Genomic DNA, 17,524 nt, shown 5'->3' with positions numbered 1-17,524 from the left:
TATGTTGAAATAGTTAATCTATAATCGCTTTTTTAGTAGTAAGGCGTTTACCATTGGCGCCAATATTTACAAGATACATCCCTGAAGGACTTTGGCTTAAATCTAAGTGAACTAATTTAGATACTGGTTGCTTGGATAGCGTTTTTACTATTTGCCCAGACCTATTGTAAACTTGTACGTTTACATTTTTATAATCGTCTATTAGTTTTATTTGAAATCGTCCTGTTTTTGAGGGATTTGGGTATAGTTTTTCTGAATTTTTATCTAATCTGTAAGAAGCGTTGTAAATCGTAGAAACTACAACGCAACGCAGATGACAGTAACGCGTGCAGTTTCCATAAGCTATAATTTCAACCTCATCCAAAGCAATATTTCCTTCCAATAAAACTTTGATGTTTTCGTGTTGCCCAACAACAATTTCTTCGGATTTATATCCTAAGTAAGATATCACAAGCGTATCTTTAATAGTAACATTTAATTTAAAATCACCTTCAAGGTTTGAAATTGTACCCTTATCAGAGTTTTTAATGATGATATTGGCTCCTACAAGCGGACCTTCATTACTTGAAACATTACCAGTAATGCTATTTTGCGAAAATGCTGTGAGCGCCACACTCACTAACAGCGAAGAAATTAGTGTTTTCATAATTATAGTTTTTGGTTTATCAGGCAAACCTATGTAGAAACCTGTTTTACATAAAGAATGAATGAGTGTACGTAGTGTTTCAATTAGTTAACTTCATTTATTAGAGTACACTTCAAGTTTAAATATTTCTTTTTAGCAGGAGTATTTTTATATTAGCATATTCAATCTTAATTTAAAATTCAGCGACATGAAAAAATTAGTATTAGTAGTAGCGATTTGCTTGTTTAGCCTTGTAGAAATCAATGCGCAAGTAGAATATAAAGTAATTACAAGCATTGAATCTATTGTTCCCAATGGTTTAGGAAGATCTCGATTAATATCAGCTAATGCTGAACGTGACTATGAAGAATTCACTTCTGAACAAACAGAAGAAGACCACACAAGGAATAAATCAAAAAGAAAAGATATTAGAGTTGAGGATTTTGAGGAGACCAAGCTTTTAAATTTTTACAATATTGGTGGTATTAGATTTCAAAATATTGCATCAAACGATGCATTGGTTAGCTCAAAATTAAGCGCCATGACAGAAGAAGGCTGGGAACTGGCTTTTGTAACCAGTGCTGTTGAAAGTGATGCTGGAAAAGATGATGGACAAGGTATTTTTATAACACGATACGTATTTAGAAGAAATAAGTAATGTAATAAAAAAAGCCTCCTTAGTGGAGGCTTTTTTATTTTAACGGTTTTGTTTTATCCGTTGATGATTTTCTCTTGGTGATTAATAGATTCTTGGTGAATCGCCTTAAACATCTTTAAGATAAACTCCTCACTTAAACCATGGTCTTGTCCTTCTAAAACCATGCGTCCTAAGATTTCATTCCAACGCTTGCTTTGTAAAACCGCAACATTTTTTTGCTTTTTAAGCGCGCCAATACCATCAGAAGCTTTCATACGTGTACCTAATAATTCAATAATTTGATTATCAACTACGTCAATCTGAGCTCTCAATTGATCCAGTGCTGCGTTGTATTCGGTTTCTGCATCAGTCTCTTTTCTAATTTTTAAATCTTTCATAATTTGTACTAATGAAGCAGGCGTTACCTGTTGTGCTGCATCACTCCATGCATTGTCAGGATCGGTATGCGTTTCAATCATCAACCCATCAAAGTTTAAATCTAATGCTGTTTGCGACACATCAAAAATCATATCTCTTTTACCCGTAATATGAGACGGATCGTTTATAATTGGTAAATCTGGGAATCTTGTTTGTAATTCAATGGCCAATTGCCATTTTGGTTTATTTCTATATTTTGTTTTTTCATACGTAGAAAACCCTCTATGAATAACACCCAATTTTTGAATATTCGAAGCATATAAACGCTCAATAGCACCTAACCACAAAGGTAAATCTGGATTTACTGGGTTTTTCACTAAAACAATTTTATCTGTACCTTCTAAAGCATCAGCTATTTCTTGAACAATAAACGGACTAACAGTAGAACGTGCTCCAATCCACAATAAATCAATATCATGCTCTAATGCCAATTTCACATGGTTTGCATTTGCCACCTCAGTAGCGGTTTTCATTCCTGTTTCTGCTTTTACTTTTTGTAACCATTTTAAGCCTAAGTGCCCCACACCTTCAAAATTTCCCGGGCGCGTTCTTGGTTTCCAAATTCCAGCTCTGTAATAATTAACATCAGTATCCTTTAACTCATGTGCAATTTTTAGAACTTGCTCTTCTGTTTCAGCGCTACAAGGGCCTGCAATTACCAAAGGATGATCCAATCCTAAATCATCCAACCAAGCTCTCATTTCTTTCTTATTTTCCATTTTTACTTAATATTTAGCTGCTTAAGCTGTTTTATTTACTATTTAATTTTTATTATTCTATCTCTTTATTTGGGCGTTACCACAACACTTCGACGGACTCAGTGCAAGTGGTTGGGCTTTCACTACTTACGCTCTGCGAGAAGCTAAAACATTTAGCCTGTACCAAGTGCAGTGGAAGGCGTTCAATCCCTAAAGCGAGATCTATTTACCATCAAACATTCTCATGCACAATACTTCTACTTTCTTAAATAAGTCCATTCAAAATATCTTTTATATGATTGGTACTTTTCATCTCCTCAAAAATGGCTTCAAAATTATCAGCAGCCATCAATTCTTTAAAATGAGTAAGGTTGTTAATATATTCCTCTAAGGTTTCTATAACGTTACTTTTATTCTGTTTAAAAATAGGCGTCCACATTTCTGGCGAACTTTTTGCCAAACGCACTGTAGAAGCAAAACCACTTCCTGCCATATCAAAAATATCACGTTCATTCTTTTCTTTGTCAATCACCGTTTTACCCAACATAAACGAACTAATGTGGGATAAATGCGAAACATACGCAATATGCTTATCATGTTCTTTAGGATTCATATACCGAATACGCATTCCAATATCCGTAAATAATTTCAATGCCTTTTCCTGTAGCTTAAATGTTGTTTTTTCAACCTCACAAACAATATTTGTTTTTCCTTTAAACAAGCCTTCAATAGCCGCTGTTGGTCCAGAGTGTTCAGTTCCTGCGATGGGATGCATTGCTAAAAAATTTCTGCGTTTTGGATGGTTTTCAACCACTTTGCAAATGTCTTCTTTAGTAGACCCTGCATCAACTACCAAACCAGTATCTGGTATTTTATCCAAAATAGTTGGTAATAATTTTACCGTTGCATCCACAGGAATGGAAATAATAACTAAGTCGGCATTTTCAATGTCATCAAGCGTAGCTTTTTCATCAATTAAGCCCAACTCCAAAGCCGTATTAAGCGTAGAATCTTTTCTACTAATACCATAAATTACCACATCAGGCCGATGCTTCTTGATATCTATAGCAAGACTACCTCCTATTAAACCTACTCCTATGGCGTATATATTCTTCATACAAAGCCCCTCCTAACCTCCCCAAAGCGAGGAAACTATTACGGATTTTTATTCTTTATTTATACTTTTCAAATTTTATCTAAATTACTGCAAACTGCGCTACTGTAAACTCTACTTCACTCTTGCCAAAGCTTCTTCTAAAACTTCAGTGGACGCACACAATGAAAATCTGATATAACCTTCACCCTGACTTCCAAATATGGTTCCTGGCGTAATGAAAATATGATTGTTCTTCAACACTAAATCGATAAACTCTTCCGATTTTAAATATGGTGGTAACTTAGCCCAAACAAACAAACCTGTTGCGCTTTTATCATATGTACAGTTCAATGCTTCAGCTAATTTCCATACCAAATCCCTACGGCGTTTGTAAACACTATTCAAAGTAACAAACCACATTTTAGAACATTTTAAAGCCTCAATTGCTCCTTTTTGAATGCCATAAAACATTCCAGAATCCATATTGCTTTTTACCTTCAAAATATTGCTTATATGTTCACTATTTCCTAAAACCATTCCTACACGCCACCCAGCCATATTGAAGGTTTTACTTAGAGAATTAAGCTCTAAACACATATCTTTGGCTCCTTCAACATTTAATATACTTGTGGGATTATCATTTAGCACGAAGCTATACGGATTGTCATTTACCACTAAAATATTATGGCGTTTAGCAAAGGCAACCAATTCTTCAAAAACATTTGCAGTTGGTGTTGCCCCTGTTGGCATGTGCGGATAGTTTACCCACATCAATTTTACTTTACTTAAATCTTGTTGCTCTAACGCCTCAATATTTGGCATCCAATTATTTGATGCATCTAAATCATAAGTCACAATTTTAGCACCAACCAACTTAGTTACCGATTGATATGTAGGATAACCAGGATTTGGAATCAAAACCTCATCACCCTCATTTAAATATGCCATTGAAATGTGCATGATACCTTCCTTACTTCCCATTAAAGGTAGAATCTCATTAGTAGCATTTACATTTACACCGAACTGCGTTTTGTAAAAGGCAGCCATAGCTTCTCTTAATTCTGGCAAGCCCTGGTAGCTCTGATATTTATGCGCAGTTGGGTCAGAAAAACTAGCCGAAATTGCATCAATAACTTTCTGTGGTGGCTGCATATCTGGACTTCCTATACCCAAATTTATGATAGGTTTACCGCTAGCAATAAGCAATCCAACCTCCCTTAATTTTTTAGAGAAGTAATATTCTTCAACCGTATGTAATCGCTTTGCTACCTCAATCATAACTTGGCGTTTTTATATTCTCCTAACAGCTTAAAACTTTGTCCCATAATTTCGATAATCGATTTTGCCTTCGAAAAATCTTCGTAAGCCTCAAAAGTAACGTCGACAAAAAATGCATATTTCCACGGCGTTTTTATGATCGGCAACGATTGAATTTTTGTTAAATTCAACTTACAATCACTCATCACATTTAAAATTGTTGCTAAACTCCCGCGCTTATGGTCTGCTTCAAACTTAATGGAAGCTTTATTAATTTCATGTTGCGGTACTTCAGAATTTGTACGCTTTACTACAGCAAAACGCGTTTCGTTATGCTTTATAGTTTGAATACTATGTGCCAAAACATCAAGCTCAAAAATATCAGCAGCCAAAACACTAGCAATAGCTCCTACGTGCTTTAAATTATGCTTTTGAATACGTTCTGCAACCTCAGCAGTATCTTTATCTTCAACTAATTTGATATGCGGATAATCCTTAAAAAAGTCCTTACATTGCAATAATGCCATTGGGTGCGAATACACTTCTTTTATGTCTTCAATTCTTTGATTTGGCAATGCCATTAAATTATGCTGAATATCTAAATAATGTTCACCTACAATATGTAAATGATAATCATCGATTAATGCATAATTAGGAATTATAGAACCCGCAATAGAATTCTCTAAAGCCATTATAGCAGCATCACATTCTTGGTTAATTAGGGCGTTTACTACCCTATCAAAAGTCATGCACTCAATTATATCAACAGGTTTGTTAAAAAACTCCTGTGACACTATGTGGTGAAAACTACCTCTTATTCCTTGTATGGCTACTGTATTAATCATAAAAAAAAGTCTCGATTTTCATCGAGACTTGCATTCATATATATTCTTACTTAATTATACACACAACGTCTCGATTTCTTTGCTAAAAAAGAAATAAAAAAAGTTAAAATATGTATAATACGTTGTTGTTCTCATAATTACGTCGGCTAAAGTAACTAATATTTCAAGAAATCAAAATACTATAAAACCTTTTTTCTTCATTTCTGAAAAGTTTTAAAGAATTTATAACAAAATTCAAATTACATTACAGAATCATTATTTTTGACAAAACAATTCCGCAATATGTCTATTGAAGTAAACGGTGTATCAAAACTATACGGCAACCAAAAAGCCTTAAACAACATATCATTTAATGTAGCACAACCTGAAATTGTGGGCTTTTTAGGACCCAATGGCGCCGGTAAATCCACAATGATGAAGATTTTAACCACTTATATTCAACCTTCATCCGGTACTACCAAAGTTAATAGTTTTGATATTGACACGCCTCAAGACATTCAAAAAAGTGTAGGATACCTTCCGGAGCACAATCCACTGTATTTAGACATGTACATTAAAGAGTATTTGGCTTTTAATGCTAATATTTATAAAGTAGACAAATCGAGAATAGCAGACGTTATTGAAATGACGGGGTTAACTCCAGAAATTCGCAAAAAAATAGGACAACTCTCTAAAGGGTACCGGCAACGCGTAGGTTTAGCAACCGCTTTATTGCACGACCCAGAGGTTTTAATTCTTGATGAACCCACTACGGGATTAGACCCAAACCAATTGATTGATATCAGAAATTTGATTAAATCCATCGGAAAAACAAAAACCGTCTTTCTTTCTACACATATTATGCAAGAAGTAGAAGCCATGTGCGACAGGGTTATCATTATCAATAAAGGTGAAATTGTGGCTGACAAAAAACTTAAAGACCTCCGTAACGAAAAAGAGCAAACTGTAGTTGTAGAATTTGATTATCGCGTGGAAGACGCTTTCTTACTAAAACTTCCTAAAGTTGAAAAGGTAATAAACACCTATGATTTTGTATATGAAATCACCTTTAAAACTTCAGAAGACATGCGTTCTTACGTATTTGATTTTGCACATGACAACCAATTGAAGATTTTACAGCTAAACCAAAAGAATGCCAGTTTAGAAAGTTTGTTTAGAGATTTAACTAACGATTAATTATTGTTAATTTAAACTCCTATTTTTTAATAGATAATAAAAAAAATATGAAAAAATTCAATTTTATTAACTTGGTTACCCAATTGTACGATTTATGACAAAAATCATCTTTAAGACCATATTAAGATATTAATTTTGCCGGCATATTAATAAACATAATATCAAGAAAACAATATAAACCGTAGAGTTTTTGTAGCACGAAAAATTATGAGTAAAGGAATTTATGTAGCAACCATTGAGCCTAATAGTGGTAAATCAGTAGTAGTTTTAGGCCTTATGCGTATGTTACTTGGAAAAACTGCCAAAGTAGGATATTTTAGACCAATTATTGAAGATACCAAAAACGGAGAGCTAGACAACCATATAAATACCGTAGTATCCTATTTTGAATTAGATATTAACTACAAAAAAACATTTGCTTACACACGAAGTGAAGTTTTAGATTTATACAACAAAGGTAAGTCTGGAGATGTTATAGACCATGTTATAAAAAAATATAAATACTTAGAAGAACGTTTTGACATTGTTTTAGTAGAGGGAACCGATTTTTCTCATGAAAATTCAAGTTTAGAATTAGACATCAATATACTAATCTCCAAAAATCTTGGGCTTCCCGTAATCATTGTTTCAAAAGGCGACGGTATTGAACTGTCTGAAATAGCTGATAATGTTCAACTCGCCCATGACACCTTTAAAGAAGAAGTTGACGTATTGTCTATAATGACAAATAAGGTTAAAATAGAGGACGTATCCCAACTTAAATCCATCTTAAAAACCCGTATTACGTCTGGAACAGACATTACCGTAATTCCAAAAATTCAAAGCTTATCAAGTCCTACAATAAAAGAGATTATAAAGAAGCTTGACGGAAACGTACTTCTTGGTAGTGATATGCTTAATAACCAAGTTGACAATTATAATGTTGCCACGATGCAGTTACGCAATTATCTTGGTAGACTAAAAGATGATTGTTTAGTTATTACTGCTGGGGATAGAGCTGATATTATTTTGGGTGCATTACAAGCACATGTCTCAAAAAATTATCCGAAAATATCTGGAATTATTTTAACTGGAGGCCTTATTCCTGAGGACACTATCCTAAAGTTAATAGAAGGATTATCTAGTGTTGTTCCTATTATTAACGTTAAGAAGGGCACTTTTGCCGTAGCTAACGAGATAGGAAAAATAAAATCTAAGATTTATGCAGAAAATATTGAAAAAATTGAAACTTCTATCTCTACATTCGAGAAATATGTGAATACCGATAAATTGTCAAATGATTTAATTACGTTTAAGTCAGATATTTTCACGCCTCGAATGTTTCAGTACACATTGCTACAACGTGCTCTAAAGAATAAAAAGCACATTGTACTTCCCGAAGGTTCTGATGAACGCGTATTAAGAGCTGCATCTAGATTAATAGATGCTCAAGTTGTAGACCTTACATTAATTGGTGATGAAACTATAATAAAAGAGAAAATTGAAAAATTAGATATTACTTTAGATTTAGCAAAAGTAAGTATAATTTCACCCCTAACATCACCTCACTTTGACGATTATACCAATACATTTTACGAACTTAGGAAGCATAAAAATATAAACCTAGATATGGCTAAGGATGCAATGGCCGATGTGTCATACTTCGCAACCATGATGATATACAAAGGACATGCAGACGGAATGGTATCAGGAGCATTGCACACAACTGCACATACATTACGGCCTGCACTACAATTTATTAAAACCAAACCTGGTGTGAATATAGTATCTTCTGTATTTTTTATGTGTCTGGAAGATAGAGTCTCTATTTTTGGAGATTGTGCTATAAATCCAAATCCAAATGCTGAACAACTGGCCGAAATAGCCATTTCTTCTGCTAAAACTGCTAGAGATTTTGGTATTGAGCCTAAAGTAGCAATGCTATCCTATTCTTCAGGAGCTTCAGGAAAAGGCGAAGATGTCGATAAGGTGAGAAAAGCAACCGAAATAGCAAAAGCCCAAGATCCCGATTTAAAAATTGAAGGTCCTATTCAATATGATGCGGCTGTAGATATGCGAATTGGAAAAAGCAAATTACCAGACTCTGAAGTTGCAGGGCAAGCTAGTGTTTTAATTTTTCCAGATTTAAATACAGGTAATAACACCTATAAAGCTGTACAACGCGAAACTGGTGCTTTAGCCATTGGACCAATGCTACAAGGCCTAAACAAACCTGTAAACGACTTAAGTAGAGGTTGTACCGCTGATGATATTTACAGTACCGTAATTATAACCGCTATTCAAGCACAAGATCTTTAACATGCAAGTACTTGTTTTAAATTCAGGGAGTTCATCTCTAAAATTTCAATTATTTTCAATGCCGGAAGCTACCATTTTATGCTCTGGTTTAATTGAACGTATAGGTTTTGAAGATGCCAAATTCAAATTCAAAACTGGAAAAGACACAATTGAAGTTGTTACCCCTATTTTAAACCATAAAATAGGTTTAGAGTTGTTATCAAAACAGTTATTGAACAAGGATACTGGTATAATTAAATCTACTGATGACATTGATATTGTTGGACATCGTGTGGTACACGGGGGTAAATATTTTAGCGACACCACCGAAATCACAGCAAAAGTTAAGGAAAAAATAAAAGCGTTATCCTCTCTAGCGCCTTTACATAATCCTCCTAATTTAGAAGGTATTGAAGTTGCAGAGGCTATTTTCCCCAATGCAAAACAAGTAGCTGTTTTTGATACAGCTTTTCATCAAAGCATTCCAAAGCATGCTTATAAATACGCAATTCCAAACGAATTCCTAGAAAAACATCATATTAGATTATACGGATTTCATGGTACAAGTCATAAATATGTATCTGAAAAAGCCATTGAATATCTTGGAAAAGAAAACTCAAAAATTATAACTATTCATCTAGGAAATGGCTGTAGTATGACTGCAATAAAAGATGGTAAAAGTATAGAACACACTTTGGGCTTTTCACCTGTTTCTGGTTTAATAATGGGAACACGCTCAGGAGATATCGATCCAGCTATCATCTTTCACCTTGCAGAAAAATTTGGTTATTCTTTAAAAGAAATAAACACAATTCTTCAAAAGAAAAGTGGTATGTTAGGCTTAACAGGGCATAGCGATTTACGCGAAATTGAAGCAAAAGCCTTAGAAGGTGATAAGGATTGTCAATTGGCATTATATATGAATGCCTATCGTATAAAAAAATACATAGGTAGTTATACAGCCATAATGAACGGGCTGGATGCTATAGTATTTACAGCGGGTATTGGCGAAAATTCTCCTTCAATGAGAGAACGTATCTGCGAAGATTTAGACTATTTGGGTATTTCTATTGACGCTGAAAAAAACAAAGTAAGACCTAGCATATTAACTGATGTAAGCGCAAAGTACTCGAAAGTGAAAGTTTTGATTATTCCTACCAACGAAGAGTTAGAAATTGCTAAGCAGTCAATGAGTTTATTCAAAAATTAAACGCCCTTTATATTGTTCTTCTACATCAACTACGGGAGGTGTATTAACACATATAACGTCCCCAGTTCCTGAAATTCTACCTTTAATTTCTTGTTGTGGATTAAGAATCATATCGTTGGACGATCGGTTCCAAATTGAAATATTTTGAGCCACTAAATTTCGCCCTTCAAAACGTGATGTACCTGCTGCAAAGGTAACCGATAAATTTTCTGTTTCTCCAGTAATAAAGGCGTTAGAAAGATTATTGAATACTAATCTTAACCTCTCGTTATCAACTTCTATATTAAAATTAGCGTTAGTAAAAGTATCTGGTGCGCCAAAATCTTCAGATAGCAAGGTCAAATTAGGATAAGTTAGCACGCCATCAGAACTTATATTATATTGAGTTGAACTGCGAATTTCAGTAATATTGGGTGATATGATGTATACTTTTGTAATACCATAATCACGTATGTAATTGCAGGTATTGTTATCTGTTAAGATTAATCTATCTTCAATAACTTCTGCCGTAACATCGTTTAGCAGATTTTCTCCTGTTTCTATAACCACTTTTTGATTTAGTCCTTGCTTTACAATAAGTTCTATATCACGATTTACCAATATTTTTGTAAAAGCTCCAACCGTGATATCTTGCTGAATGATATTACCCGTTTTTTGAAAGCAATCCCCAGCATTTTCGCTATCACAAGCAAAAACTAAAATAAAAAACACTATGTATCGTATTAGCTTCATTTTAATTTATTCCTGATTTATGGCATTTCCATTTTCATCTAATGGCAAAAAAGGGTTGAATGCTATTTCCCAAAGATTGTCGTCTGGATCAGCAATATAACTACTATAGCCACCCCAAAACACTTTTTCTGGCTGCTTTACAATTTTCACACCTTTGCCTTTCAATGTTGTAATCAATTCATCCACTTCGGCTTCGCTTCCAGTATTGTATGCCAACGAAAACCCTTTAAAACCTTCGCCTTTAGGGCTCACAGTAGCATCCTTAGCTAATTTTTCTTTTGGATATAGGGACAATAAGATACCGTTAAGCTGAAAAAATGTGATGTTTTCATTGCTAGAGCCCATCTTTTTCCAGCCAAATTTTTCTTCATAAAACGTAGAAGACACTTCTAAATCGTTTACACCTAAACCAACAATCGTTAATCTTTGTTCCATTTTATAAAGTATTTATAGTCTTATTCCAAAACCAAGTTCTACTGCTTCAGCTTTAGCTCCATGTGATTTTAAAGTTAAAGCTCCAAACCATTTTTTTCCAAAATAACGTTTTAATCCTATTCTCAAATAGGTGCGACCTTCAAAATCAAAAGGATAATAAATATAATACCCAAACTGTGTTAGCAATGATGTTTTATTAACAAACAATTCATGTCCCGCAAAAATACCTACGCGCTTATAATCTTCATCGCCTGAAACGTTTTCTTCAGGAAACGAAACACTTTTAAAATAAATTAGTTCTTTTAAAAAGTTTGAAAAGAAAACATCCACACCCAATTGCAATGCACTTTTTCTGTTGATGCGTTTATCAGCATACCCAGAAAAAATATAAAATGGAAATTGACCACTTCCAACAACATCACTCTCATTAACACCACTTCTAAAAACCAAATTATACTTTATGGATTCTGCGAATTTGCTGTCATTAGAATCTAACGTTTGTTGATATTCAGGTTCTTCCTCATCCAAATTATACGTCACCCCTAAATTAAAAGCAAGCGTATTTGTACTCGCATTTGGTGCTCTTACATTAGCATTGGAATAATGAATTAAGGAAAACCCAGCTTGTACACCAAACCTGTCTATAATCCGCTCTTTTTTATAATTAAGCATCACAAATGTACTACTCATGAGGCGTGTACCGTAAGCTATGTTTCGAAAGTTAGTTTCCTTATTATAAGTTTCTTCTGCATAGGCTAATCCTTGCCCGATACGCAACATCAAATTCCTATTAAAAAAATAGAAATTATAATGTGCATACAGCGAAGACACAGAACCCAAAACATCATTTTTCATGTTTTGATACGCATAAGTCACACCATAATCAGGGTAATTGTAACGTTGCTCCCAATCGCTAAAACCATAAGTTTTTTTATTCCAACTCAAAATATAGCCTTCAGGATGGCCTTGAATTAAATGCAGAATATCATTATTATGAAGTGCAATATTTCCTCGAAAATAATTTAAGTCTAAATAAGAAGAGTGCGTTTTGTCTTGTGCGAACAAACACGTAAAACTTAAAAAGAAAAGGCAGGTATATACTAACTTCATCTTGGGGATTCTACACCGCAAATGTAATATTTAAAACAATGCATCAGCAACTACCTTAATATTATCACTTTTTCCCATGGAGTAGTAATGTAACACAGGTACTCCAAAATCTAACAACTCTTTAGACTGCTGAATCGCAAACTCCACACCAACTTGCCTTACCGCTTTATTGTCTTTACAATTCTCAACGGCATCAATCAAATCTTGAGGTAAATCAATTTTAAAAACCTGAGGTAATAATTGTAAATGACGCTTTACAGCAATAGGCTTTATTCCTGGAATAATAGGCACATTAATTCCAATCTCTCTTGCTTTTTCAACAAAGTCAAAATACTTCTGGTTATCAAAAAACATTTGGGTAACCACATAATCTGCTCCAGCATCTACTTTCGCTTTTAAACGTTTTAAATCAGTCGCTAAAGAAGGCGCTTCCATATGCTTTTCAGGATAGCCAGCTACACCAATACAAAAATCCGAATAATGTTCTGCTTCCACCTCATCATGTAAATATTTACCGCGGTTTAGTTTTGCTATCTGCTCAACAAGCCCACTTGCATAAGCATGCCCTCCATCACAAGGCTTAAAATAAGGTTCGTCTTTCATGGAATCGCCTCGCAATGCCATGACGTTTTCAATGCCTAAATAATGACAATCTACCAACACATATTCGGTCTCCTCTTTCGTGAAACCACCACACAATAAATGCGGAATTGCATCCACTTGATACTTATGCATAATAGAGGCGCAAATACCCACCGTTCCGGGGCGCATTCTTGTTATTCGCTTATCCAGTAAACCATTGCCTTTATTAATATACACATACTCTTCCCTAGACGTTGTTACATCAATAAACGGGGGGTTAAACTCCATTAACGGATCAATATTATTATACAAATCCTGAATATTTTTCCCCTTCTTAGGCGGAATTACCTCAAAGGAAAACAATGCTTTTCCTTTCGCGTTCTTTATATGGTCTGTTACCTTCATTTTATTATTCTTGGGCGTTCCCCTATCGGGTCGCGCTTTCCGTTATATCTTTTTATCGTGCCTCAAAAAAGGATGCCTCTACAATCGCTAACGCGGGCTATTCTGCTAAATTAGGGTGTAACCATTTTCTAGCTTTCTCCTTGGTTATGCCTTTTCGCTCCGCATAATCGGTTAATTGGTCGTCTGTTATTTTACCTAACCCAAAATATTTAGCTTCGGGGTTTGCAAAATAATAGCCTGAAACCGCAGCTGCTGGCCACATCGCTAAACTTTCGGTTAAGGTTACACCTATACGTTTTTCAACCTCCAATAAGTCCCAAATAGTTTCCTTTTCTAAATGATCTGGACACGCAGGATACCCCGGTGCAGGACGAATACCTTTATAACTTTCTTTTATTAAATCTTGGTTTGTCAAATCCTCATCAGCCGCATAACCCCAATGTTTTGTTCTTATTTGTTTATGCAAATATTCTGAAAAAGCTTCAGCGAATCTATCGGCTATCGCCTGAGCCATAATGGCGTTATAATCATCATCTTTAGCCTTATAAGCATCTGCAAGTTCTTGAGCTCCAAAAATACCCACACAAAATGCACCCATGTAATCGGTCTTACCAGTATTATTTGGTGCAATAAAATCTGCTAAAGCTAAATTAGGAATACCTTCTCGCTTTTTTAATTGCTGACGTAATGTTCTAAAAACTGCAATTTCTTTACCCTTTTTCTGTACCGAAATATCATCTTCATTTATAGCATTTGCTTCAAACAATCCAAATACCGCTTTAGGCTTCAATAATTGTTTTGCAACAATATGCTGTATCATCTCTTGGGCATCTTCAAACAACTGCGTAGCTTGTTCTCCAACCATTTCATCTTTTAAAATATCTGGATATTTACCGTGTAAATCCCAGCTTCTAAAAAACGGACTCCAATCTATAAAAGGCAATAACTCCTTTAAGCTTAATTGCTTCAAAATTTGAACGCCCAATTCCTTTGGTTTCACGATTTCAGAAGTATTCCAATCTATTTTATATTTTCTTTTTCGCGCTTCTTCAATCGAAATATAAGACTTCTCTTTACCACGCTTTAAAAATTTCGTTCGGAATTCGTCATAATCCTTCTTCAACTTCGCTGTATACTCGTGTGCCGTTTTCTTATTTAACAAGTCACCAACAACAGTTACTGCTCTAGACGCATCATTTACATGTACCACCGCATTTTCATATTGTGTATCAATTTTAACTGCTGTATGTGCTTTTGATGTTGTTGCACCACCAATTAGCAATGGCACTTCAAAGTTTTTATTTTGCATCTCCTTAGCCAAATACACCATCTCATCTAACGAAGGTGTAATTAAGCCAGATAATCCAATAGCATCTACACGCTCACTAATAGCCGTTTCAATGATTTTTTCTGGCGGCACCATAACACCTAAATCTACAATTTCGTAATTGTTACAAGCCAATACCACACTCACAATATTTTTACCAATATCATGCACATCGCCTTTTACGGTAGCCATTAAAATCTTTCCCACTGGTTCTGATTTATCCGTTTTTTCGGCTTCAATAAACGGATTTAAATACGCCACTGCCTTTTTCATCACACGGGCAGATTTCACTACTTGCGGCAAAAACATTTTTCCAGCACCAAATAAATCACCAACCACATTCATTCCAATCATTAAATGCCCTTCAATGACTTCAATTGGTTTTGATGCTTCTTGTCGCGCTTGCTCAACATCCTCAATAATAAAGGCGTCAATCCCCTTTACCAAAGCATGTGTTATTCTATCTTGAATTGAGCCCTCTCGCCAAGTTAAATCAACCGTTTTTTCAGCCTTAGAGCCTTTTACAGTTTCAGCAAAATCCAGTAATCGTTCGGTAGCGTCATCACGTCTATCTAAAATAACATCTTCTACATGCTCCAATAAATCCTTTGGAATATCATCGTAAACCTCCAACATCGTAGGATTTACAATTCCCATGTTCATACCATTTTGAATGGCGTGGTATAAAAACACAGAATGCATTGCTTCGCGAACACCGTTATTTCCTCTAAACGAAAAGGACACGTTACTTACACCTCCACTTACAGAAACATTTTCTAGATTTTCGCGAACCCAACGTGTGGCTTCAATAAAATCTATGGCGTTTCTTCGGTGTTCTTCCATTCCAGTGGCCACAGGAAATATATTTAAATCGAATATGATATCTTCTGAAGGAAAACCAACTTTATTTACCAAAATATCATAAGATCTTTTCGCAATTTCTATACGCCTTTCGTAGTTATCGGCTTGCCCTACTTCATCAAATGCCATTACAATCACCGCCGCACCGTATCGCTTAATTTGAGTCGCTTCCCAAATAAATTTTTCTTCACCTTCTTTGAGTGAAATAGAATTCACCACACATTTTCCCTGAACCACCTGAAGTCCGGCTTCAATAATCTCCCATTTGGAAGAGTCAATCATAATAGGTACGCGACAAATATCAGGCTCTGCAGCAATTAAGTTTAAAAAGCGCACCATGGCTTCTTTACCATCTATTAAACCATCGTCCATATTTATGTCGATAATTTGTGCACCACCATCAACCTGATGACGTGCAATGTCCAGTGCCTCATCAAACTTTTCCTCTTTTATTAACCGAAGAAACTTTCTAGAACCTGCAACATTGGTACGTTCACCTACATTTATAAAATTGCTGTTCTCGTTTAAAACCAACGGTTCTAAACCAGACAACTTCATATATTTTGTTTGCTTTACTTTCATTCTTCTTTAATGGGATACCTCTACCTCGCTTAGTTTAACAGCTTGACGTGGTTTGTATTTCGCAGCTATAGTTGCAATTACTTTAATATGTTCTGGACTTGTGCCGCAACAGCCTCCAATAATATTAATTAAATTCTTTTTTAAATACTCTTCAATTTGCTCTCCCATTTGCTCTGGCGTTTCGTCGTACTCTCCAAAAGCATTTGGCAAACCTGCATTAGGATGTGCTGAAATGGCAAAGTCGGTTTTATTGGCAATGGCTTCTAAATGTGGCTGCAATAAGTTTGCTCCTAAAGCACAATTAAATCCAACCGATAATAACGGCACATGCGACACTGAGATTAAAAATGCTTCAGCTGTCTGCCCTGATAAGGTCCTCCCAGAAGCATCAGTAATGGTACCACTAAGCATAATTGGAATATCTATCTTTCGTTCAGCTTTTACTTCTTCAATAGCAAATAAAGCAGCTTTTGCATTTAAGGTGTCAAACACGGTTTCTACTAATAGTAAATCTACACCGCCATCAACTAATGCTTCAACTTGCTGTTTATAAGCAATTCGTAATTCATCAAAGGTAACAGCACGATATCCAGGATCGTTTACATCAGGCGACATGCTGGCTGTTCTATTTGTTGGTCCAATAGATCCCGCCACAAAACGTGGTTTGTGAGGTTCTTTTGCTGTAAATTCATCAGCTACTTCCTTGGCTATTTTAGCTGACTCATAGTTCAACTCATATACCAAATCTTCCATTTGATAATCGGCCATGGCAATAGTAGTTCCTGAAAACGTATTGGTTTCTACAATATCGGCCCCAGCTTCAAAATACTTTCCATGAATAGTTTTAATAGCCTCTGGCTGTGTGATGGATAATAAATCGTTATTGCCTTGAAGTGGTGTTGGGTAATCCTTAAAACGCTCACCTCTAAAATCCTCCTCAGTAAATTTATAGGCTTGTAGCATGGTACCCATTGCACCATCTAAAACTAAAATACGTTCTTTTAAAGCCTGTTTTATGTTTGACATTTTTGATACCACTTTAAATGCAATATCATCAAGAAAAGTAAAAAATACTATTCGTTATCTGTCTCCAAAATAATAGGAGTAGAACGTAGCACCTTCTTTACAATTTAAAGGGTTGCCAAGGTGTCTTTGGGTCTAATCCCTCTACCTTTCTTGATAACACTAACACGTTAATGAACTAGCGAACAAAAGTACTAACTATATTCTT

The 17,524-nt window shown here is 35.1% G+C and carries 15 protein-coding genes and 1 riboswitch; of the genes, 4 read left to right on the top strand and 11 right to left on the bottom strand.

Going from position 1 to position 17,524, the window contains the following annotated elements:
• Positions 1–13: 13 nt before the first annotated feature.
• The gene (locus BMY39_RS04575) at positions 14–646 is read right to left on the bottom strand and encodes a carboxypeptidase-like regulatory domain-containing protein (RefSeq protein WP_092576128.1); all 633 of its coding nucleotides are present in this window, start codon (positions 644–646) and stop codon (positions 14–16) included.
• 187 nt (positions 647–833) lie between these two features.
• Here BMY39_RS04575 and BMY39_RS04570 point away from each other — a divergent pair, with 187 nt between their 5' ends.
• Positions 834–1,283, top strand: a complete 450-nt coding sequence (locus BMY39_RS04570) for a hypothetical protein (protein WP_092576123.1) — start codon at positions 834–836, stop codon at positions 1,281–1,283.
• Positions 1,284–1,336: 53 nt separating this feature from the next.
• Here BMY39_RS04570 and BMY39_RS04565 read toward each other — a convergent pair whose 3' ends face one another.
• From BMY39_RS04565 to BMY39_RS04550, 4 genes are all read right to left on the bottom strand, one after another.
• Entirely contained in the window at positions 1,337–2,419 is a 1,083-nt protein-coding gene (locus tag BMY39_RS04565) for a bifunctional 3-deoxy-7-phosphoheptulonate synthase/chorismate mutase type II (protein ID WP_092576118.1), read from the bottom strand.
• Between the two features lie 244 nt (positions 2,420–2,663).
• Positions 2,664–3,515, bottom strand: a complete 852-nt coding sequence (locus tag BMY39_RS04560) for a prephenate dehydrogenase (RefSeq protein WP_092576112.1) — start codon at positions 3,513–3,515, stop codon at positions 2,664–2,666.
• Between the two features lie 111 nt (positions 3,516–3,626).
• Positions 3,627–4,772 carry a pyridoxal phosphate-dependent aminotransferase gene (locus tag BMY39_RS04555; RefSeq protein WP_092576109.1) on the bottom strand — a complete coding sequence of 382 codons (1,146 nt, stop codon included), beginning with the start codon at positions 4,770–4,772 and terminating at the stop codon, positions 3,627–3,629.
• Positions 4,769–5,596 carry a prephenate dehydratase gene (locus tag BMY39_RS04550; RefSeq protein ID WP_092576104.1) on the bottom strand — a complete coding sequence of 276 codons (828 nt, stop codon included), beginning with the start codon at positions 5,594–5,596 and terminating at the stop codon, positions 4,769–4,771. Before BMY39_RS04550 ends, BMY39_RS04555 begins: the two co-directional genes overlap by 4 nt.
• Positions 5,597–5,878: 282 nt before the next feature.
• On the opposite strand from BMY39_RS04550, the gene gldA reads away from it, so the two are divergent.
• The 3 genes from gldA (at position 5,879) to BMY39_RS04535 (ending at position 10,259) form a co-directional block, all read left to right on the top strand.
• Positions 5,879–6,772, top strand: a complete 894-nt coding sequence (gldA, locus tag BMY39_RS04545) for a gliding motility-associated ABC transporter ATP-binding subunit GldA (protein WP_092576101.1) — start codon at positions 5,879–5,881, stop codon at positions 6,770–6,772.
• A gap of 207 nt (positions 6,773–6,979) precedes the next feature.
• Positions 6,980–9,070 (top strand): phosphate acetyltransferase, encoded by a 2,091-nt coding sequence (gene pta, locus BMY39_RS04540; RefSeq protein WP_092576098.1) that lies wholly within the window; start codon positions 6,980–6,982, stop codon positions 9,068–9,070.
• Position 9,071: 1 nt separating this feature from the next.
• Entirely contained in the window at positions 9,072–10,259 is a 1,188-nt protein-coding gene (locus tag BMY39_RS04535) for an acetate/propionate family kinase (RefSeq protein WP_092576095.1), read from the top strand.
• On the opposite strand, the gene BMY39_RS04530 is transcribed toward BMY39_RS04535, so the two are convergent.
• The 6 genes from BMY39_RS04530 to BMY39_RS04505 all read right to left on the bottom strand — a co-directional run bounded on the left by BMY39_RS04530 (position 10,245) and on the right by BMY39_RS04505 (position 17,319).
• Positions 10,245–10,991 carry a head GIN domain-containing protein gene (locus BMY39_RS04530; protein WP_092576092.1) on the bottom strand — a complete coding sequence of 249 codons (747 nt, stop codon included), beginning with the start codon at positions 10,989–10,991 and terminating at the stop codon, positions 10,245–10,247. The two genes, BMY39_RS04535 and BMY39_RS04530, sit on opposite strands and share 15 nt — an antisense overlap.
• Positions 10,992–10,997: 6 nt before the next feature.
• Positions 10,998–11,426, bottom strand: coding sequence for a VOC family protein (locus BMY39_RS04525; RefSeq protein ID WP_092576089.1), 429 nt, complete (start codon positions 11,424–11,426; stop codon positions 10,998–11,000).
• A gap of 12 nt (positions 11,427–11,438) precedes the next feature.
• Positions 11,439–12,536, bottom strand: coding sequence for an acyloxyacyl hydrolase (locus BMY39_RS04520; RefSeq protein ID WP_092576086.1), 1,098 nt, complete (start codon positions 12,534–12,536; stop codon positions 11,439–11,441).
• A gap of 30 nt (positions 12,537–12,566) precedes the next feature.
• Positions 12,567–13,523, bottom strand: a complete 957-nt coding sequence (gene metF, locus BMY39_RS04515) for a methylenetetrahydrofolate reductase [NAD(P)H] (protein ID WP_092576083.1) — start codon at positions 13,521–13,523, stop codon at positions 12,567–12,569.
• Positions 13,524–13,620: 97 nt separating this feature from the next.
• Positions 13,621–16,293: a methionine synthase gene (gene metH / locus BMY39_RS04510; protein ID WP_092576078.1), complete on the bottom strand. Its 2,673-nt coding sequence runs from the start codon at positions 16,291–16,293 to the stop codon at positions 13,621–13,623.
• Positions 16,294–16,299: 6 nt separating this feature from the next.
• Positions 16,300–17,319 (bottom strand): homocysteine S-methyltransferase family protein, encoded by a 1,020-nt coding sequence (locus BMY39_RS04505; protein WP_092576073.1) that lies wholly within the window; start codon positions 17,317–17,319, stop codon positions 16,300–16,302.
• A 51-nt stretch (positions 17,320–17,370) separates the two neighbouring features.
• Positions 17,371–17,479: riboswitch (SAM riboswitch) on the bottom strand.
• Between the last annotated feature and the right edge of the window lie 45 nt (positions 17,480–17,524).

This window comes from Hyunsoonleella jejuensis, assembly GCF_900111025.1.
Lineage (GTDB): Bacteria > Bacteroidota > Bacteroidia > Flavobacteriales > Flavobacteriaceae > Jejuia > Jejuia jejuensis.
The sequence above is the reverse complement of the archived record's forward strand: the minus strand, read 5'-3'. Positions and strand labels throughout refer to the sequence as shown.